At 28.2% G+C, this 20,711-nt stretch carries 20 protein-coding genes and 1 tRNA gene; 2 read left to right on the top strand and 19 right to left on the bottom strand.

Features of this window, described 5'->3' with window-relative positions:
- Nucleotides 1–5 precede the first annotated feature (5 nt).
- From ACRDDY_RS07730 to rsmH, 12 genes are all read right to left on the bottom strand, one after another.
- A complete protein-coding gene (locus ACRDDY_RS07730) occupies nucleotides 6–668 on the bottom strand; it encodes a YggS family pyridoxal phosphate-dependent enzyme (RefSeq protein ID WP_438564371.1) in 663 nt (220 codons plus the stop codon).
- A gap of 93 nt (nucleotides 669–761) precedes the next feature.
- On the bottom strand, nucleotides 762–1,493 hold the full coding sequence (locus ACRDDY_RS07725) for a DUF881 domain-containing protein (RefSeq protein WP_438564370.1): 732 nt from the start codon (nucleotides 1,491–1,493) through the stop codon (nucleotides 762–764).
- Between the two features lie 9 nt (nucleotides 1,494–1,502).
- On the bottom strand, nucleotides 1,503–1,841 hold the full coding sequence (locus ACRDDY_RS07720) for a small basic family protein (protein WP_438564369.1): 339 nt from the start codon (nucleotides 1,839–1,841) through the stop codon (nucleotides 1,503–1,505).
- Nucleotides 1,841–2,569 carry a DUF881 domain-containing protein gene (locus ACRDDY_RS07715; protein WP_438564368.1) on the bottom strand — a complete coding sequence of 243 codons (729 nt, stop codon included), beginning with the start codon at nucleotides 2,567–2,569 and terminating at the stop codon, nucleotides 1,841–1,843. The genes ACRDDY_RS07720 and ACRDDY_RS07715 overlap by 1 nt, the downstream gene beginning before the upstream one ends.
- Complete coding sequence (locus tag ACRDDY_RS07710; RefSeq protein ID WP_438564367.1) at nucleotides 2,570–3,352, bottom strand: cell division protein FtsQ/DivIB; 783 nt, start codon at nucleotides 3,350–3,352, stop codon at nucleotides 2,570–2,572. It abuts the gene before it with no gap.
- A gap of 166 nt (nucleotides 3,353–3,518) precedes the next feature.
- Nucleotides 3,519–4,649, bottom strand: coding sequence for a stage V sporulation protein E (spoVE, locus tag ACRDDY_RS07705; protein WP_438564366.1), 1,131 nt, complete (start codon nucleotides 4,647–4,649; stop codon nucleotides 3,519–3,521).
- A 24-nt stretch (nucleotides 4,650–4,673) separates the two neighbouring features.
- Nucleotides 4,674–5,645 (bottom strand): phospho-N-acetylmuramoyl-pentapeptide-transferase, encoded by a 972-nt coding sequence (gene mraY, locus ACRDDY_RS07700; protein WP_438564365.1) that lies wholly within the window; start codon nucleotides 5,643–5,645, stop codon nucleotides 4,674–4,676.
- A 49-nt stretch (nucleotides 5,646–5,694) separates the two neighbouring features.
- Complete coding sequence (locus ACRDDY_RS07695; RefSeq protein WP_438564364.1) at nucleotides 5,695–7,047, bottom strand: UDP-N-acetylmuramoyl-tripeptide--D-alanyl-D-alanine ligase; 1,353 nt, start codon at nucleotides 7,045–7,047, stop codon at nucleotides 5,695–5,697.
- 11 nt (nucleotides 7,048–7,058) lie between these two features.
- Nucleotides 7,059–8,510, bottom strand: a complete 1,452-nt coding sequence (locus ACRDDY_RS07690; protein WP_438564363.1) for a UDP-N-acetylmuramoyl-L-alanyl-D-glutamate--2,6-diaminopimelate ligase — start codon at nucleotides 8,508–8,510, stop codon at nucleotides 7,059–7,061.
- Nucleotides 8,511–8,620: 110 nt separating this feature from the next.
- Nucleotides 8,621–10,798, bottom strand: coding sequence for a stage V sporulation protein D (locus ACRDDY_RS07685; protein ID WP_438564362.1), 2,178 nt, complete (start codon nucleotides 10,796–10,798; stop codon nucleotides 8,621–8,623).
- A gap of 30 nt (nucleotides 10,799–10,828) precedes the next feature.
- The gene (locus tag ACRDDY_RS07680) at nucleotides 10,829–11,275 is read right to left on the bottom strand and encodes a septum formation initiator family protein (protein ID WP_438564361.1); all 447 of its coding nucleotides are present in this window, start codon (nucleotides 11,273–11,275) and stop codon (nucleotides 10,829–10,831) included.
- Between the two features lie 34 nt (nucleotides 11,276–11,309).
- Nucleotides 11,310–12,242 carry a 16S rRNA (cytosine(1402)-N(4))-methyltransferase RsmH gene (gene rsmH, locus ACRDDY_RS07675; RefSeq protein WP_438564360.1) on the bottom strand — a complete coding sequence of 311 codons (933 nt, stop codon included), beginning with the start codon at nucleotides 12,240–12,242 and terminating at the stop codon, nucleotides 11,310–11,312.
- A 300-nt stretch (nucleotides 12,243–12,542) separates the two neighbouring features.
- Between rsmH and ACRDDY_RS07670 the strand changes: the two genes are divergently transcribed.
- Nucleotides 12,543–12,639, top strand: a tRNA-Sec gene (locus ACRDDY_RS07670).
- Between the two features lie 65 nt (nucleotides 12,640–12,704).
- On the opposite strand, the gene ychF is transcribed toward ACRDDY_RS07670, so the two are convergent.
- A complete protein-coding gene (ychF, locus tag ACRDDY_RS07665; RefSeq protein WP_438564359.1) occupies nucleotides 12,705–13,802 on the bottom strand; it encodes a redox-regulated ATPase YchF in 1,098 nt (365 codons plus the stop codon).
- Between the two features lie 159 nt (nucleotides 13,803–13,961).
- Here ychF and pdaA point away from each other — a divergent pair, with 159 nt between their 5' ends.
- Nucleotides 13,962–14,732 carry a delta-lactam-biosynthetic de-N-acetylase gene (gene pdaA, locus ACRDDY_RS07660; RefSeq protein ID WP_438564358.1) on the top strand — a complete coding sequence of 257 codons (771 nt, stop codon included), beginning with the start codon at nucleotides 13,962–13,964 and terminating at the stop codon, nucleotides 14,730–14,732.
- A gap of 27 nt (nucleotides 14,733–14,759) precedes the next feature.
- On the opposite strand, the gene ACRDDY_RS07655 is transcribed toward pdaA, so the two are convergent.
- The 6 genes from ACRDDY_RS07655 to ACRDDY_RS07630 form a co-directional block, all read right to left on the bottom strand.
- Nucleotides 14,760–15,389, bottom strand: coding sequence for a cyclodeaminase/cyclohydrolase family protein (locus ACRDDY_RS07655; RefSeq protein WP_438564357.1), 630 nt, complete (start codon nucleotides 15,387–15,389; stop codon nucleotides 14,760–14,762).
- Between the two features lie 21 nt (nucleotides 15,390–15,410).
- Nucleotides 15,411–16,502, bottom strand: coding sequence for a tetratricopeptide repeat protein (locus ACRDDY_RS07650; RefSeq protein WP_438564356.1), 1,092 nt, complete (start codon nucleotides 16,500–16,502; stop codon nucleotides 15,411–15,413).
- 57 nt (nucleotides 16,503–16,559) lie between these two features.
- Nucleotides 16,560–18,287, bottom strand: a complete 1,728-nt coding sequence (locus tag ACRDDY_RS07645) for a phospho-sugar mutase (RefSeq protein WP_438564355.1) — start codon at nucleotides 18,285–18,287, stop codon at nucleotides 16,560–16,562.
- 155 nt (nucleotides 18,288–18,442) lie between these two features.
- On the bottom strand, nucleotides 18,443–19,045 hold the full coding sequence (locus tag ACRDDY_RS07640; RefSeq protein ID WP_438564354.1) for a 50S ribosomal protein L25: 603 nt from the start codon (nucleotides 19,043–19,045) through the stop codon (nucleotides 18,443–18,445).
- An 85-nt stretch (nucleotides 19,046–19,130) separates the two neighbouring features.
- Nucleotides 19,131–19,547, bottom strand: coding sequence for a DUF523 domain-containing protein (locus ACRDDY_RS07635; RefSeq protein ID WP_438564353.1), 417 nt, complete (start codon nucleotides 19,545–19,547; stop codon nucleotides 19,131–19,133).
- Nucleotides 19,548–19,628: 81 nt separating this feature from the next.
- Entirely contained in the window at nucleotides 19,629–20,579 is a 951-nt protein-coding gene (locus ACRDDY_RS07630) for a carbohydrate kinase family protein (protein WP_438564352.1), read from the bottom strand.
- Nucleotides 20,580–20,711: the final 132 nt, after the last annotated feature.

The following is a 20,711-nucleotide window of genomic DNA, read 5'->3' as shown; positions in this document are numbered from 1 at the left end:
TCCTCCTATTTACTATAATCTCTTTCACCAAATATTCCAGTTCCAACACGGACAGTATTAGCTCCTTCTTCTATGGCTATTTTATAATCATGTGTCATTCCCATTGAAAGTGTTTCCATAACTATATTTTTAAAACTTCTTTCTTTTAATGCATCAAATATTTTTTTTGTTCTTCTAAAGTACATTCTATTTGATTCTTCATCTCCTTGTGGAATGATAACCATTAAACCTTTTACTTTTACAAAATTACATTGTTCTACTTCTTTTATTAAGTCTTCTAACTCTTCTTCTAGTATTCCACTTTTTGCTTCTTCTCTACCTATATTTATTTGGATTAAAACATTTGCTATTTTCTCTTCTTCTCCAAATTTTTTTTCTATCATTTGCAATAACTTTATACTAGATAATGAATGTATTAAACTTACTTTTCCAACTATATACTTCACCTTATTAGTTTGAAGTTTCCCTATAAGATGCCAATTTACATCATCATGAAAATTTTCTTCTTTATATACTAATTCTTGAACTTTATTCTCAGCAAAATCTCTTTCACCAATTTCATAAGCTTCTTCCATCTCTTCTAAAGTTCTTGTTTTAGATACAACTAATAACTTTACATCATCCCCTATTTCTTCTTTTATTTTAAATATATTTTCTTTTATACTCATACATAAGCCTCCATAGTTTATGACCCTTAATTATATATTCTCTATAAAACCCTAAATCCCTTTATTTATAAGTAAATTTTATTCAATTTTTTCTTATTTTTCTACAATTCCTTGCATATATTTATTTTTTCTAACATTTACTCTAGCTGGCATTTTTATTTTATCCTTTTTTTCAATCTTTATATCTAATTCTCTTAGCTGTAATTGTCTTATATGGCTTTCTTCTGAAAGAATAGCAGCTTCAAGCTCTTCAGGATTTCCAATTACATAAAAATTAAATGGTGCATATTCAGTATGATCATCTTCGAATATTATAAATGGTCCATTACATGAAAGTCCAGAGTTTGGAAGAAGCCTATAATTATTAACCATTATCGCTTCTGCTCCTGCCTTACGGAACTCATTTATAACTAATTGTACATCTCTATCATGAAAAATTTTATTTGATATTTCTAAATTTGTATTATCCTTATTATGAATATCCCCATCATTAATTGTTACTTTAATACCACTACCTTCAACCGATTCACTCCCATCAAGTAACCCATAATGATTTATCTGCTCTCTCATAAGATCTAATACATCTTCTTCATTCTCATCATTTCCTTTATAAGATCCTATAATCTCTTCTATAGCCTTATTTGTTTTTGTTAAGCTTGCAATCTCTTTATATAATGAATTTCTTTCTAATGCTGCATCATTATATTCTCTATAACTTAATGAAAAATATTTTTTAATCCCATCAAAATTTGAATTTAATGAAATTAATACACCTAAGAATATTGATAAAATAAAAATAATTATTTTCCCTCTCATATTTTTCATACCCTTTACCTATCTACCTCGAAGCTTTTCTAATAAAAGCCTTCTTATGGTTGCAAAGTTATCAAATATTCTACCACCAAAAACTATTACAGCAGCTATATAAATTGGAATTCCTAATCTATCACCTAAATAAGCAAGCCCTGCTGCAAGTAGAGCATTCCCAAAAAAACCAGAAACAAATATATCTGTTCTAAAATTCTTAGATAAATTTGCTCTAACTGCTCCAAATACAGAATCCAAACATGCAAGTATTGCAACGGACATATATGGTGAATATTTATCTGATATATTTATGTCCAGTGCAAATCCTAAAAAAACACCTATCATCAATCCAATTATTGGAACCATTACTTCTTCTCCTCCTCTTTTATTCCATTTAAATAATCTGTTTTTAAATTCTGAGTAGTTTTCTCAATTGTAATTTTGTCTTTTTCTTCAACAATACAATCATAGTTTTGTAATGCTCCGTAATCTATTCCACCTGGAAAATTTAAAGCAACCTTTAATCTTGCTTTATCTCCAATTGCTTTTATAGTTATTTTTTGTTCTGGACTAATTTGTCCGGCATTTCCAATCCAAATGTAATTTTTAGAATTCTTTATCCCTGTTTGTGGTGTTAGCCTATACCCATTTATAGAAATTGCCTCTGCTTTTGTAAATCTTAAAAGATTAACTATATGAACAATCTCTTCTTCAGTAACCAAACTACTTCCAAGTTCATTATTCGATGAAAACATAGATGTTTTGGGAGTTATTGTTATTTCTACTCCCTGACCTTCTACATCTACAAGTCCTAATATCATTCTAGCTGTATCTAATCTATTTTTAACCTCTAATCCTACATCTCCATTTTTAGTTGCTGCATCTTCAAGCTCTTTTAATTTTACATTTAAATTTGTATTTGTTTTCTCTAATTCATCCTTTTGTTTCTTTAATCCTTCTATCTGTGTAATCATATCATTTTTATTATAATTATTCTCATCTTTTTTTGTTAAAATTTTTAACTGATGTGTTAATAAAAATCCAAGTATTATACATACTATAGCTATAGATACTTGCGAAACAACCCTTCTCATTTAAAATTCCCCTTTTATATCTCTATTAATTATAGGAGTTCCATTAAAACTTAAGTCAATATACCCACTTTCCATTTTTAATGTTTTATCTTCAAGTATATTTAAAGAGTCATTTATTTTTCTAATAAAATCTGACCCATCTCCAACTTTTATTTCAACTAATCCAATCCAAACCTTTATTCTAGATAAATTTGAAAAATCTACTTTTGATATATTATGTTTTGTTTTATTTACCTTTTTTATTTTATAAATATCTTCACATACACCTTCAATAATTTTTTCCTCTGTTTGAACTAAATAATCTCCAGGCTTAATATCTTTTTTATTAATTCCTACTATTTCAACAAGATTTTTAATATCTTTATTTAAGTTTCCATTATTGTTTTTTTCTAAAACTCTTAATGTGCTGCTTAATATATAGGCATTTTTTCCCTTACCAGTATAAAATGCAATATCACTTTCTTCAACATTCACTTTTATAGTGTTTGGAAGTTTTTTAGAAATAGTAACTTTTTGAACATATGGATTCTCCATAATTTTCTTTTCTACCTCATTTGGTTTTATAAACAGTAAATTTTGTTCTAAAAAAATTTCACCTTTTTCCTCTAGACTCTCCTTCAATGCCAAGTTTTCACCCTCAACTACAACTTTTTTTACATTCAAAAAAGTTGACTTTGTTAAAATCAAAACTAACCCCATTAATAAAAAAGAAAAAATACAAATCCCCCTTAAAAAAGTATTACCTTTTTTTTGCTTTTTCATTTGCCCATATTTTTTTGTCATCTCTCATAAATCCCCTATTTTTTATTCTCTCTTTAATATAATATCATCTTTACATATTTTTTTCATTACTATTTAATTAATAATATATTAAAAAAATATCCATATTTTATTTTTTATTTAAAATTAAAAGTCTTATAAAGGAACCTCCTCTATAAGACTTTTAAATTTATGCTTCTTTACTTTTTTGTCTTGATATATTTAATAGAATACCTACGGCCGCTAAATTTATAACTAAAGATGATCCTCCATAGCTTATAAAAGGAAGTGGCACCCCTGTAACTGGCATAGAACCAGTTACAACAGCAATATTAATTAAACATTGGATTCCTATAATAGCTGTTATTCCTATTGCAATTAATGAACCATAGCTATCTTTAGCTTCCATAGAAATTTTTATTCCTCTCCATATAAAGAAAATAAATAATGCTATTATAACTAAACATCCAATATAACCAAGCTCTTCACCTATTATAGAAAATATAAAATCATTATGTGGCTCTGGCATATACATTGTTTTTTGTCTTGATTGCCCAAGACCAAGCCCAGTTATTCCTCCCGATCCTAATGCATATAAGGATTGAATAAGTTGATATCCATTTCCTGCTGGATCTGCCCAAGGATTTGTAAAATTCATAAGCCTTGCATACCTATAATCAGAGCTTACTGTAAATAATATTGCTGCACTAGCTAATGCTGGTGCAATTACTCCAAACATATGTTTAAATTTAGCTCCTGATATATATACCATTGCAAATGATACCATCATAGTTACTGCTGCTATACTTAAATTCTTTTGACTTAATATAACTCCTGCAATAAGCCCTGCATATCCAAGAACTGGTATTACACCTTTCCAAAAATTCTTTACCTTTTTTCCCATCTTAGTCAACTTATATGCTAAAAATAATACTACCGTATATTTAGCAAGCTCTGATGGTTGAAAAGATATTCCTGGAAGCTTAATCCATCTCTGTGCTCCCTTTGTTGCTGGAAATGCAAATACCGCTAGAAGTAAGACTATTGTCACACTATATAAAATATACATTAACTTTTTATTTCTAAAATTATGATAATCAATTTTAGTCATTATAAGTAATGCAATTATTCCAAGTATTGCCCACATAAACTGTTTTTTAAAAAACACGGTACTATCGTTGCTATCAAACATTGAAAAATAAGAACTTGCGGAATATACCATAACTACTCCAATTGATAATAATGTTACAGTTATTGCTAATAACCAAATATCAATAGGTTCTTTTATTTTTCTTTTTTTACTAAGTTTTCTCCCTCTCATTTAAAATCCTCCACTATTTTTACCCTAAAGTGAAATATATCCTATTATACAAAGTACTATTGTTATTAATGAAAATACTGTTACTACCTTTACTTCACTCCAACCTAACTGTTCAAAGTGATGATGTGCAGGTGCCATTTTGAACACTCTTTTCCCTCTCGTCTTAAATGAAATAACTTGAATTATAACAGAGGCAGCTTCAAACACATAAATTCCACCAACAATAATTACTATTAATGGCATTTTTAATAATAAAGCAATACTTCCTATAGCTCCACCTAATGCAAGTGATCCTGTATCTCCCATAAAAATCTTTGCTTTAAATTTATTATATTTTAAGAACCCTAGAAGAGCTCCTATAAGCCCAATACAAAATACTGCTATATCCTTTTTTCCTTCTTTTACAGAAACTATAGTAAAGAATATTAATACTATAATTGTTACTGTAGTTGCAAGACCATCTAATCCATCTGTTAGATTTACTGCATTAGTTGTTGCTGCATAATAAACTATTACAAGTGGAATATATATTAATCCTAAGTTAAGATGTAATGATGTAAATGGTATGCTTATTGTTGTTCCTACATGAACATATGCATAGTATGCCATTGCAATTGAGAAAAGAAGTAACAAAACCATTTTCTGCCATGCTCTAAGACCTAAATTATTCCTGTGAATAATCTTTAGCATATCATCTAGTAATCCGATAAATCCAAATGCAACCATTGAATAAAGAATTATCATTCCTTCAGAAGATATCTTATATCTCATAGACACCATTACTATTATTATAGAAATAATAAATATTATTCCTCCCATAGTTGGTGTTCCAGCTTTTTTCAAGTGACTTTGTGGCCCATCTTCTCTTATATTTTGGCCAAATTTAAACTTGTGTAATAATGGTATGAATACTGGTCCTAATATTAACGAGACTATCAGCCCCGTTCCTAATGCAAATAGCATAGTTGGGCTAATTAAATTTGATAAATCCCCCATAATCTTCTTGCTACTAGTTAATTTCTAGTAGCTCACCTCCTTTGTTTAATTAGATATTTTTTAACTCTCTTACTATATCTTCATATTTTTCGCCTCTTGAAGCTTTTACTAATATATTATCATTTTCTTTTATAACATTTTTCAAGTCTTCTATAAGGTTTACTTTAGTATTATATAATTTTATGCTATCTTTTTCAAAGCCTTCTTTGAAATCTTCTTTAAAATCACCAGTTACAATTAATAAATCAACTATATTATTTGCATATTCACCAACTTCTCTATGCGCTTTGTGTCCTTCGTCACCTAGTTGTAACATCGTTCCAAGTATTGCTACCTTTCTACCATCTTTCATTTTTAAAACATCTAATCCTGCTCTCATTGAATCTGGACTTGCATTGTAACAATCATTTATTATATTAACAGTTTTCCCATCTATAAATTCTAATCTCATAGATGTAGCCTCTAAGTTTGAAAGCCCTTTTTTCATTTCTTCAATTGTTAAACCTAATTTAAATCCAGCTTCTATTCCAAGTAATGCATTTAAAACATTATGCTTTCCTACCATATCTAATGATATTCTAGTTTTTTCACCTTTGTAATTTAGAGTAAATTCTGTTTTTTCTAAGCTTGCATTTATATCTGTTGCATAACATTCATATTTTGAATTATACCCAACTTTAACAACTTCATACCCATTGTCTTTTATTCCTACAAGTTTATCATCTTCAGCATTTACTATTAAAGTATTTTTTTCAGTAAAGAAATCTGTAATTTCCATCTTAGCTTTTAAAATATTATCTCTTGTTTTTAAATTTTCTATATGAGATATTCCAATATTAGTTATTAATGCTATATCTGGCTTTGCACATTTAACTAAATTATGAATTTCATTAAAATCGCTCATTCCCATTTCTAAAACAGCAATATCATATGAACTATCTAATTGTAATATCATAAGTGGCATTCCTATTTCATTATTAAAGTTACCTTTTGTTTTAAATACTTTATATTTACCACTTAAAAATGCTGTTGTTAAATCTTTTGTACTTGTTTTTCCTGTAGAACCTGTTATTCCAATCACTTTAATTTTAAGCTTTTCTCTATACCCATTAGCTATATCTAATAATGCTTTCTTTGTATCTTCTACTTTAATTATTACTTTATCTTTGTATTTTTCTACATCAAATAGTACTTCATCAATTATACAAACAGCTGCTCCAAGTTCAAATGCTTTTTCTATATATTCATTCCCATTAAAATTAGCACCTTTTAAAGCAAGAAATACATCTCCTTCTTTAATTTTTCTAGTATCTGTAGATAATTCTTTTATTTCTTTTTCTACAACATTTGTTAAGAATTCACCTTTTGCATATTCTTTTATCTCTTTTACACTTAATTCCATTTATAACACCTCTAGTTTTTCTTTAATATCTCTTCAATAACTTCTCTTTCATCAAAATGAATTTTTCCACTTTTAAGTATTTGATATGTTTCATGTCCTTTTCCTGCTATTAAAATAACATCATCTTTTTTAGCTATTTCTAATGCTTTTTTTATAGCTTCATATCTATTTGTAATTTTTATATAATTGTCTTTTTTAATTCCATTTAGTATATCTTTTATTATTTCTTCTTCATCCTCAGTTCTTGGATTATCTGATGTTATTATTGCAACATCTGAAAATCTAGTTCCTATTTCACCCATTTCTGGTCTTTTGACTTTATCTCTATCTCCCCCACAACCAAATACTGATATTAGTCTTCCCTTTGTAAACTCTCTACAAGTTTCTAGGATATTTAACAGCCCATCTGGTGTATGTGCATAATCTATTAAAATTTCATATGGTAAATTAAAGTCTCTTCCTGTTCTTTCGCATCTTCCTGGAACCGATACATCTTCTAATCCTATCTTTATACTTTCTAAGCTTAGCCCTGCATTTTTACACGCTATAATAGCTCCTAAAGCATTATATATATTATAATTTCCTGGTATAGGTAAAAGCATTTGTTCTTTTTCATTATCTATTTCAACTACAAACTTTGTATCCATACCTACTTCTTCTATATTTCTTGCTACTACATCTCCATTTTTTAATGAAAATGTTGTAATATTTTTATTTCCGATTTTATCTAAATCTTCAACTACTCTTATTCCATATTCATCATCTATATTTACTATTGATTCTTTACATCTTTCAAATAATTTAAACTTAGCTTTATAATAATTTTCAAAAGTTTTATGAAAATCTAAATGATCTCTTGTAATATTAGTAAAAATACCACTTTCAAATTCTATACCGTATACTCTATCTAATTCTAATGAGTGAGATGATATTTCCATAACACAAAACTCTACTTTATTATCTACCATTTCTCTAAATAACTGATGCAATTCTAAAGATTCTGGTGTTGTTCTTTCTGTTTGAATTTCTCTATTTCCAATATAGTTAGCAACAGTTCCTATAAGTCCAACTTTTTTATTCGCTTTTTCTAATATTTTTTTTATCATAAAAGCAGTCGTAGTTTTTCCATTTGTTCCCGTAATCCCTATAATTCTCAAGTCTTTTTTAGGGTTCCCGTAAAAATTTGATCCAACTATAGCTAATGCTTTTCTACTATCATTAACCTTTATTATTGTAATATCTTCATCTGTTTCTATAATATCTTCACAAATAATATACTTTGCTCCATCTTCAATAGCTTTTTTTGCAAATTTATGTCCATCACTAGTAAATCCTTTTACACAAACAAATAAATTATTTTCCTTTACTTTTCTACTATCATAATTTACATCACTTACTTTACCTTCTAAATCTCCTTTTATTATCTCATAGTCTATTCCATTTAAAAGCTTTTTTAGTTCCACTAAAATCAACTCCTCTTAAAATTTTATGCATCATCTTCTAATAAGATTACATATTTTTTATTAAAAATAGCATGTAAGACTATCCTACATGCTATAATAACTTACTATATTTAAGAATCTAAAGTTAAGTCTACAGTTGTCCCTTTATTTATAAGCTCCCCACTTGGAATACTTTGCTTTCTAACAGTTCCATCACCATTAAAATTATAACTAATTCCAAGTTCACTTAAAACTTTACTTGCTAATTCTTTTGTATATCCTTCAACATTTGGCATAATAACGGCATTTTTCTTTGTGCTATTTTCCTCAGTATAGATATTTATTTTAGTATTTTCCTTTACAGCATATCCTGGATATGGGCTAACACCAATTACAGTATCACCATTTCCTTGTATATTATAATCTATTTTCTCTTTTTTTAATATAGTTTTTGCCTCATCTAAATTCTTGCCTCTTATCTCTGGAATTATAACATTCTTTATTATAGCAGAATTATTTTCTTTAGAAAAACTATTTTCCATATAATTAAATATATCTGTAAATACTAATTTCGCTATTGGCCCTGTTACTGCACCTCCATAATACTGTCCATTACTTGGTTCATCAACAGTTATCATAATTGTTACTTTAGGATTGTCAACTGGTGCCATTCCAACAAAAGATGAAACATACTTATTTGGCGCATACTTTCCATCAATAACTTTTTGTGCCGTTCCCGTTTTTCCTGCTACTCTATATCCTTCTACCGCCGCATTTTTTCCCGACCCATAAAGAACTACTCTTTCAAGATATTCTCTAAGTTTTGCTGCAGTTTCTTCCGAGATAACTTGCTCTTCAATAGCATTAAATGTTTCTGTATTTATTTTAACTCCATTCTCATCTTCTCTTGTTATTTCTTTCATTATATGTGGTTGTATTCTTTTTCCACCATTCGCTATTATGTTAATGGCTGTAGTAAATTGTATTGGTGTTGCTGTATTGGTTTGACCAAAAGAAATCGTTGCTAAATCTGTTTCTGATGTATTTTCTGGTTTCTTCATTATTCCTTTTGCTTCTCCTGGTAAATCAATTCCATTTACCCCACCTAATCCAAACTTTCTTGCATATTCATATAACTTTTCTTTTCCAACCCTTTTTCCAAGTTCCATAAATCCCACATTACATGAATTTTGCATTATCTCTGGAAATGTTAATGTTCCATGTCCTGAAGTCTTCCAACATTTAATTCTTCTTTTCCCATAATTTAATCCACCAGTACAAACAAATGTCTCAGTTTCTTTTACTAGTCCTTCTTCCATAGCTGCTGCTGCTGTTATAATTTTAAAAATTGAACCTGGCTCAAATGTATCACTTACAACTCTATTTCTCCACATTTTTTGAACTTTATCAAACTCTGTTTTCCCATCAAATTTCTCTGCACCTTCAAATGGTTTATTAGGATCAAAATCATTTTTATTAACCATAGCCAATATTTCTCCATTTTTAGGATTTGATATTGTTATAGAAACATTTTTTGCTTTATGATCAATCAATGCTTTTTCTGCTGCTTTCTCCGCAAAAAATTGAATATTCTCATCCAATGTAAGTATTACATCACTTCCATTTACAGGCGGTGTATATTTTGAAATAGTATATGGTAAATCTCCACCACTTTTATCTATTTCTGAAATTTTCATTCCTGGAACACCTGATAATTGTTTATTATATTGAAGTTCTATACCAGTAAGTCCTTGTCCATCAATATTTGTACTTCCTAAAACATGAGATGCAAAATTATCATTTGGATAATATCTCTTTGTATCTGGTGATACCATAACTCCTTGTATTTTCAATGCCTTTACTTTATCTGCATTTTCTTTCTCTATTCTTCTTACAAGAGTTGCAGAACCAGCATTTTTTCCACTTGGTAGTTTAGTCTTTAATTTTTTAAGAACTTCTTCATTTTCCATATTAGTTGCCTCAGCAATTTTTCCTGAAATATCTTCAAATTTTAATTCTTTATTCTCAAGATATCTTCTTATTGTATTCAAGTCAAAATCCACTCTGTATACATTAGCTGAAACTGCAAGCTCCATACCATTTCTATCTAATATTTTTCCTCGTCTTGCATCTATTCTTACCTCACTAGTCCATTGTTCTTCAGCACCAGCTGATAATTTTTCATGTTGAAAAATCATAACTGCTGCTAACCTTATTGATAGTGCAGCAAAAATAAGAATTACTACTAAAAAAAACTGCCTACACCTTTTTGTCTGTAGAGCCCTATCTACAAAATTTCTCTTTTTCAATTCCCAATCCCCCATTTAATCACTAATCTTTTACTTATTATTCATTAATTCTCCTAAATGATTAGTCGTTAAATCTATGTTAACTTTAGTTCCTTCACTTGCTTCTATCATATTTACTTTTTTCTTTGCATTTTCTTCAATTCTTTTTAAAGATGAATTTTTAAGAAGTTCTACTTTTATTGCTTCATTTTCTGAATTTAAAATATTTATCTCTTTTTTCACTTCTCCCATTCCCTTTTGCATTGAGTATATTTCTGCATTCCTATAAATTGTTATAAGACCTAAACCTAAAGTTACCATAGCTACTTGAATTATCGCTAACCCTTTTTTAGCTTTTTCTTTTTTTCTTAAAGCTTCTCTTTTTAATTTTGCTTTTAGATACTTCTCATAATTTAATTCTTTCTCATTTCTCTTTACTTTTCTTTCTGGTTTTACAGCTGTGTTCCCATTTATATACTTAAATTCCCTCTCTATCACTTTATTCAACCCCTTTTATTTTTATACCATAAGTTTACAGTTTTTCTATTATTCTAAGCTTTGCACTTCTACTTCTTGGATTTACTTCAATTTCTTCTTTACTTGGCTCTATTGCCTTTCTCTTTAGAAGTTTAACTGTTGGAACCTTCCCACAATTACATATAGGAAATTCTTTTGGACACGTACATGGATCTGCAAGCTCTCTAAATTTCAGTTTAACTATTCTATCTTCTAATGAATGGAATGTTATAATGCACATTCTTCCACCCTTATTAAGTTTTTTAACCCCATCCTCAATCGTTTTATTAAGAATTTTAAGTTCACTATTAACTTCTATTCTTATTGCTTGGAATGTTCTTTTAGCTGGATGTGGTCCCTCTCTTCTTGCTCTTGCTGGTATTGCATCTTTAATTACTTCTACTAATTCTAGTGTTGTCTCTATTGGCTTTTCCTCTCTTCTCTTCACTATAAAGTTTGCTATTCTTTTAGCAAATTTATCTTCCCCATAATCCTTTATTATTTTCCATAACTCTTCTTCTGAATAGGTATTTACTATATCATATGCTGAAAATTCATCATCTCTGTTCATTCTCATATCTAATGGAGCATCTTGCATATAACTGAATCCTCTTTCTGCATTATCTAACTGATAAGATGATACTCCTAAATCCATCAAAATTCCATCTACTCCACTTAATCCCAATTCTTCAATAACGCTTCCTAATCTATAAAAATTGCTATGTACTAACTTTTTATTATCATATTCCTTTAATCTTTCTCCTGCAGCTTTTAATGCATCTTTATCTTGATCTATTCCAATTAAAGTTCCGTTTTTTGACAATCTTTTTATTATTTCAGATGAATGCCCTGCACCACCTAAAGTACAATCCACATAGATACCGTCCTCTTTTATATTTAATCCTTCTATACATTCATCTAAAAGTACTGATACGTGTTTAAATTCCATCCTTTTGTCTCCTTCTAAAATATCTAGACTATTAATAATCTCTATACTGAAAAAATTACATTCAATTTATTATGTTAATTTTGACTTTCTTTTCATATCTCTACTCTAGTTAATCTCTTATGCTTATTATATCCTTTTCTATTTTAGCATATTCTTTTAAAATTGCCTCTAGTTTTCCTTATTCACTTAATATTAATTCTACTACTTTTCAAAATTTCCTCTTTTTTTGTAAATTTTTTTTTAACTCATTTAAAATTTGTTTTTTAAAACTCTAATTTATGATACAATATAAAATATCTTGGGAGTAGATAAGTCCTGGTGGACTTACCGGTCTTCAACACCGTGTTGTGGTGCTAATACCATCACGGGTAGGTTCAATTCCTACATATTCCCGCCAAAGGTTACCTTTTAGGTAATCTTTTTGTTTTCTTATACATTAAAAAAGAGCCGTACGGCTCTTTTTTATACGTTAAATCTGAAGTTTACTACATCTCCATCTTTCATAACATATTCTTTTCCTTCTAATCTAAATTTACCTGCTTCTTTTGCTGCAGCTTCTGATCCACATTCTACTAAATCATTATATGCAACTACTTCCGCTCTTATAAATCCTCTTTCAATATCAGAGTGAATTTTACTTGCTGCTTGTGGCGCTTTAGTTCCTTCTTTTATTGTCCAAGCTCTAACTTCCTGAACTCCAGCCGTAAGATAACTTATAAGCCCTAGTAATTTATAACTTGCTTGAATTAATTTATCTAATCCTGATTCATCTAATCCATACTCACTTAACATTTCTGCCTTTTCGTCATCTTCAAGGCCTGAAAGTTCCTCTTCTAGCTTAGCACTTACTACAACCGTTCCTGAATTTTCTGTTTTTGCAAATTCTTGAACTTTCTTTACATATTCATTTTCAATATTTCCACTCATCATATCATCTTCTGATATATTACAAGCATATAATACTGGTTTTGATGTAATTAGCATAAAACTTTTAACTAACTTTTCTTCATCTTCAGTTACTTCTAAAGTTCTTGCTGGTTTATTATCTTCTAAATGTGCCTTTAATTTTTCCATTAAAGCATATTCAGCTTTAGCATTTTTATCTCCTGATCTTGCAAGCTTTGCACCTTTTTCCATTCTTCTTTCAAGAACATCAATATCAGCAAAGATAAGCTCTAAGCTTATTGTTTCAATATCTCTTATTGGATCTACTGAGCCTTCTACGTGAACAACATTTCCATCATCAAAACATCTAACAACATGAACTATAGATGCAACTTCTCTTATATGTGATAAGAATTTATTTCCAAGTCCCTCACCTTTAGATGCTCCTTTAACAAGCCCTGCTATATCATAAAACTCTATTGCTGTGTATATTTTTTTCTTTGTATTATACATTTTTTCTAATACATCTAATCTTTTGTCTGGAACACTTACAACACCTACGTTTGGCTCTATTGTACAGAATGGATAGTTAGCAGATTCTGCTCCTGCTTTTGTTATTGCATTAAATAACGTACTTTTACCTACATTTGGTAACCCTACAATTCCTAACTTCATCTATGTACATTCCTTTCTTTGTTAAACTATACTTATAGATTATACTAGACTATCCCTCTTATTTCAAGATAATGAACCTAAACTTATGTAATAGAGTAAATTTTCCACGTTTATTTAATTTATTATTTTACATACTAAATAATAAAGGAGGTTTTTTTCATGAAAAATAGAAAACTTTTTCTAATTGGATTAATTTTAGTTATCTTTACTATCTTTATTCCTACCATTTATGTTTTTTCCCATTCAAATTCTGAGCATGGTTGGTATTTCATGCCAACTGGAAAAAATTCACCACCTTCTCCACCTCGAGAAACAGAAAGTTTTTTATCTACAACTAATTCTTATTTCCTTGGAAATACTAATAGTAAAGATATTTTTCTTACCTTTGATGAAGGCTATGAAAATGGAAATACTAACAAAATATTAGATATTTTAAAAGAAACTAATGTTACAGCAGCTTTTTTTGTAGTTAAACCTTATATTGAAAAAGAGCCCAATCTTATAAATAGAATGGTTTCAGAAGGTCACTTAGTTTGTAATCATTCATCAAAACATCTTTCAATGCCAGGACTCGACTATAATTCTTTTAAACAAGAATTTAAAGATGTTGAAGATTCCTATAAAGCTTTAACAGGTCAAAACATTCCTAAATTTTTTAGACCTCCAATGGGAAAATATTCAGAAGATTCTCTAATGCGAACTAAAAACCTTGGATACAAAACAATATTTTGGAGTTTTGCATATAAAGATTGGCTTATAAATGCCCAACCTAATCCAGAGGAAGGTTTTAAAAAAATAACCTCTTCAATTCATCCAGGTTGCATCTTACTTTTACATGCTGTTTCTGATACAAATGTAAAAATATTAAAAGATGTTATTATCCACTTACAAAAAGAAGGTTATAGCTTTAAATCTTTAAATGATTTATAAAAGGATGGCAAATTTTTGCCATCCTCTTTATATTATTTCGTTATTAACTATTTCATTTATTTCTTTTTTTCTTAAATTAGAGTTTTTTGAAATAAATTCAATTTCCTCTTCTATATTCTTCTTTAAATTTACATCTGCTATAAATTTAAGATTTATTCGTACATTTAAAATTGAAGCTTCTATTGCACTGTTTAATAAAATATTACTAACACCTGCATCTGTTATTAATCCTTTATTTCCATATTCTGCTGCAAATTTTATATTTTCATAAAATCTAATTCCAAGTTTAGCCATTTTTAATGGTGCATTCATAGCATCATAAGTTAAACTTTGTATTTTCTCTTTTCTTCCTACTTCTTCTTTAGGAATTTTATATCCTTGCATTAAAGCTTTAAATGCTCTCCTATCCTCTTCCATAAGATTAAGAGATTCTTTAATGAATTTATTTCCTTCTTCATTAAATTTTTCTAATTCTCTTTTTTTATTCTCATCTAGCCTATCAAAGCTCTTTTTCCCAAATGTTAATGAGTACACCATTTTATTTAAGCTTCCCGCTAAAGCAAGGACTAATGCACTTGTACTTCCACCACCTGGTGCTTCTAAATCAGATCCTAGCTCTTCTATAAATTTTTCTATTGTATAATTCTCAAAATTCATTAATCCACCTCTTTTATTATTTTATTTTTTATCTAAAAATTTTCTTATTTTTACTACTATTTCATCATCTTTATCTAATTTTTCTGCTATTTCTAAATGTACTTTAGCTTCTTCTATTTTTCCAAGATTTATATAACACATAATTAAATTAGTACAAATTTCTACATCTTTTGATGCTTCAAATGCTTTCCTTAAATATTTAGAAGCTTCTTCATAATCCCCTAAGCATGCATAATTAATTCCAATCTCATTTACAACTTCTAATATGCCACTATCAATTCTTAAACTTTCTAAAAGATATTCTATAGCTTTTTCATGCTTTCCTATTTTTCTATAGCCTACCCCTAAATAATAATACATTAATGGATTATCATCAAATTTTTCTACTAAATCTAAAAGTATTCCTATTGATTTTTCTGTATTTTTATCTAATAATTCTATTGCTTCTTCATATGATGTTATATTTTCAATATCTTTCATTAATAGTGCTATTTCTGATGTTTGCTCTCCACCTCTTCTTAAATACTCATTTACTTCAACTCTTGCACCTTGATAATCTCCTAAATCTCTATATATAATGCTTTTATAAAGATATGGCTCTTTTAATTTTTCATATTCTTTCTTAGCTCTCTCAATATCTTCTAATAAAATATCTTCAAAATCTTTATTTTCTTCTCTTATAGATGTTCCTATTAATAATAATTTTTTAATATACTCTTCATCTTCAAAGATTAAAGATAGACCTTTTAATATTAAGTAACCATCTACTAACTCATTAGAATTTATTTTTTTAAATACTAATGACTTACCACACTCTTCTGCTTCTGGTATTTGTCTTATAAGCTTTATATAATCATTTTTAAATCTTATATTTTCATCTGCTCCTAGAGTCAATAATATTCCTTCTATTATGTAATATATTGGTATGTTTTTAATTTTTAATATATCTCCAATATTTTCTGTTAAGTACTCTGCCGGTATTGGTAAGAATAACTCTTTCTCTTCAAATTCTATGTATTCTGGAATTTGAACCATTTTTTTAAATCCTTCTTTTTCAACTTCTATAAATAATAATTTCCCTAATTTTTCTTTGAATAAACTTCTATAATCCATATTTTCACCTCATAAAAATTATTGCTACTATCTTTAAAAGATAGCAGCAATATTAAATTATTTTAAATTTTCATTTATTACAGCCATAACATTTTCTTTGAAAGCTTCCATATCGTCCTTTGCACCTTCAAGGCTACTTCCTTTTACTGCAAGATACACTTTCATTTTAGGCTCTGTTCCTGAAGGTCTAACTACAAATGATGATCCATTATTTAATATAAATTTAAGCACATTTGATTTTGGAAGATTTATTTCTTTTTTAAATCCTTCTTCAAAATTCTCCTCAGTACTTAATTTATAATCTAATTTTATATTTATTTTTGCATCACCTATCGATTTTATTTCTTTTTCTCTTAAACTATCTATACATTTAGCTATTTGCTCTTGACCTTCTTTTCCTTTTAATTCTAATGATACTAAATCTTCTTTAAAGAATCCAAATTTATTATAAAGACTATTTAGACCTTCTGCAAGACTTAATCCTTTTTCTTTATAATAAAGTGTCATTTCTGCAATTAACATTCCTGCAATTACAGCATCTTTATCACGTACAAAATCTCCTGCTAAATATCCATAGCTTTCTTCAAAACCAAATAAATATTTTTTCTCTCCAGTTTCATTGTACTCTCTAATTTTTTCACCTATATATTTAAATCCAGTTAAAACATCCATTATTTCAACACCATAATAGTTTGCAATTTCTCTTGCACCCTCTGTTGTTACAATAGTTTTTATAACTAATCCATTTTCAGGTAATTTCCCTGTTTCTTTTAAACTATTAAGAACATAATCAGTTAAAAGTAAACCTGTTTGATTTCCTGTTAATACAGTATACTCTCCTGAGTTTTCTTTTACAACTACTCCTATTCTATCACAGTCTGGATCAGTTCCAAATATTATATCTGGATTTTCAGTTTTTGCCATGTCTAATGCAATTTGGAATACCTTTGGATCTTCTGGATTTGGATATGGTGCTGTTGGGAAGTTCCCATTTGGTTCTTCTTGCTCTTTTACTACTGTAAGATTTGAATATCCAAGCTCATTTAAAACTCTTCTTACAGGAATATTTCCACTTCCATGAATTGGTGTATATATTATCTTTAAATCTTTTGCTTTATTTTTTACTAACTCTTCTCTTATTGTTAAAGATTTTACTTTTTCTATATATGTTTTTAATATATCTTCACCTATATAAACTAATAAATTATCTTTTATAGCTTCCTCTTTTACTGCTTTTTTTATGCAACTAAAATCTTTTACATTACTTACACATGATATTATTTTATTTGCTTTTTCATCAGTAACTTGTCCACCAAACTCATCATATACTTTATATCCATTGTATTCTTTTGGATTATGTGATGCAGTTATAACTACCCCACCCTGACAATTTAAATGTCTTACTGTATATGATAATACTGGAGTTGGCTCTAAACTTTCATATAAATATACTTTTATTCCATTTCCAGCAAGAGTTAATGCTGTAGCTTCTGCAAATTCTTTTGACATATTTCTTGAATCATATGCAATAGCAACTTTTGCTTCTTTAAAACTTTCATTTAAATAATCTGCAAACCCTTGTGTTGCTTGAGATACAGTATAAATATTCATTCTATTACTTCCTGCACCTATTATTCCTCTTAACCCACCAGTTCCAAACTCTAAATCTTTGTAGAATCTATCTTCTATTTCTTTTTCATCATTTATACCCTTTAATTCTTCTTTAACTTCTTGTGAAATTATATCTGAAGTTAACCAACCATTATATTTTTCTTTATAATTCATCTGTATACCTCCTAAAATTCTGTACATGCTTTATTATACTACATGAAATAGTAAATAGAAATATCTTATTATTTACTAATTTCTATTTTTTTCTATCTTTTTTTTTCAAGAAAAAGATGAAAGAGATTCTTTTTTTTAAGAATCTCTTTCAAATATTATTTTTCTTCTGAATTTATAGTATTATTTACATTTTCTTCTTCAGTTTCTACATTAATCTTTTTTTCATTACTTACAGATGCAATAACACAGTCTATACTATCTATAATTGAAATTTCTTCTCCTACTTCTAAGTCTGAATATTTAAATACTGATCCAGCAATTCCTTTAGACACATCTATTTTTATATGCTTTGGTAAATCTTCTACCTTACAACATACTTTAACTGAGTCTTTTTCTTTTTGAAGTACAGTTCCATTACTTAAAAGATTTCCTTCTCCAACATACTGTATAGCTACATCAGTCTGAATTTCATTTGATGTTCCTACTTCATTTAAATCTATATGAACTATCTTATGAGTTACAGGGTCTCTTTGTATTTCTTTTATTAGTGCTTTTTTTTCTTCATTTCCTATACTAAAATCTAATACACCATGCTCTCCTACAGCACCTACCTCTTTGTTTAGCTCAAGTTCTGAAAATTCAAACATAAAATTTGAAGCTTCCTTTCCATAAAATATTCCTGGCACCTTGCCCTGTTTTCTACATTTTCTAGCACTTTTACATTCCTTTTTTCTTATTTCTGCATTTAAGCTACTCATTTAAATAAAAACCTCCTTAAAATTTTAAAAGTCTTCTTTATTATCTCTATAAAAAACTTTTTTTATTCATTTTAAGGATATGTTTTTATTTAATATCTTTTTCTGACAGTACTTCTATTCCTTCCTCTTCTAATAATCTTGCCGTAATCCCTTTTCCCACTATCTTATTCTTTGTAAAGGTTCCATCATATATAAAATTTACTCCACAAGAAGGACTTCCATCTTTTAATATGCACACTCTTGCATTTACTAGTTTCGAAATTTTTACTGTTTCCTCTGCACCTCTTAAAAACAAAGTACTTACATCTTCAAAGTTTTTATTTATAACTTTATTGTTATTTATTTCAGCTGGAATTCTTGGTGTAGGTAATCCTCCTAACTGCTCTGGACATACAATCATATATTCTTTTTCCTTTAAAAATTTTAATACATCTTCATTTAAATTATTTTCTCCGTTATATTTACAATTTACTCCAATTAAACATGCACTTACTAAAATCATTTCTACTATCTCTCCTTTAAATTATTTTACTTAATTATAACAAAAAACCTCTCTCAAAATTTTGAAAGAGGTTTTTATTATTTAAATTTCTGTTTCATGCCACTTCATCTTATTTAAATAATAATCTACATAATCTTCGCACATTTTTGGATTTATCGTTTCTTCATGTGAAATTGTAACAACAGACATTGCTATTGCATATTTAACAGTTTCCTTTAAAGACATGTCCTTCATATATCCATATCCAACTCCAGCCACAAAAGAATCTCCAGCTCCAGTTGTATTCTTTACTGTTACATCAAGTGCTTTTATTTTTCCTTCTTCTTTGTCATTAAGATAATATATCCCATCTGCATCTAAGCTTATAAAAACATTTTTAACTCCTTGACTTAAGAAATATCTTCCCGCTTTTTTTAAATCTTCATCATTTTCTATTTTAAATCCACAAAGAATTTCTGCTTCAAATCTATTTGGCTTTATAGTATGAAAATATTTAACTAAATGAGGTAATTTTTCTGCTTTTACTGCTGATACAGGATCTAAAACAAATTTTGTTTCTCCCTCATATGTTTTTAATATGTACTCTAAAAGTTCTGCATCATCTGCATCTAATATAGTATACTCAGCCTTTTTAATTTTCTCTGCTTTTGAATCTATAAAATCTTTATCCATAGCTCCTAAGCTTTCCATATCAACTACTGCTGAAATCATTTCACCTTTCTCATCTAAAATCGCCATATATGTTGGTGTACATCCACTATCTATAATAAGAGAGTCTTTCATATCATATCCAATAGTTTTTGAATTTGCTAAAATTCCTCTTCCATTTTCATCATCACCAATTATTGATATAAATTTTGTATTCACTCCAACTCTTGCAAGGTTTTCTGCAATATTTCTACATACACCGCCTAATGAAATTTTTATATTTCCTGGTATAGAGTCTTTTTGCTTATAATTGTTTTTACAAAACCCTAAGATATCAACTATAGAAGCTCCCATTACTAGTATGTATGAATCATTGTTTATCATTTTATTAATCGCTCACTTTCATTCCCTATTTTAAAAACATATAAACATTATAATTTACATACTAAAAAAAATAAAGTTTTTTCTACATTTTTCTTAAGTTTTTTACATTTTCTTTTAATTAAATGAAAAAAC

The organism is Clostridium sp. (assembly GCF_051656525.1).
In the GTDB taxonomy this organism is placed as follows: domain Bacteria; phylum Bacillota; class Clostridia; order Clostridiales; family Clostridiaceae; genus Clostridium.
The sequence above is the reverse complement of the archived record's forward strand: the minus strand, read 5'-3'. Positions and strand labels throughout refer to the sequence as shown.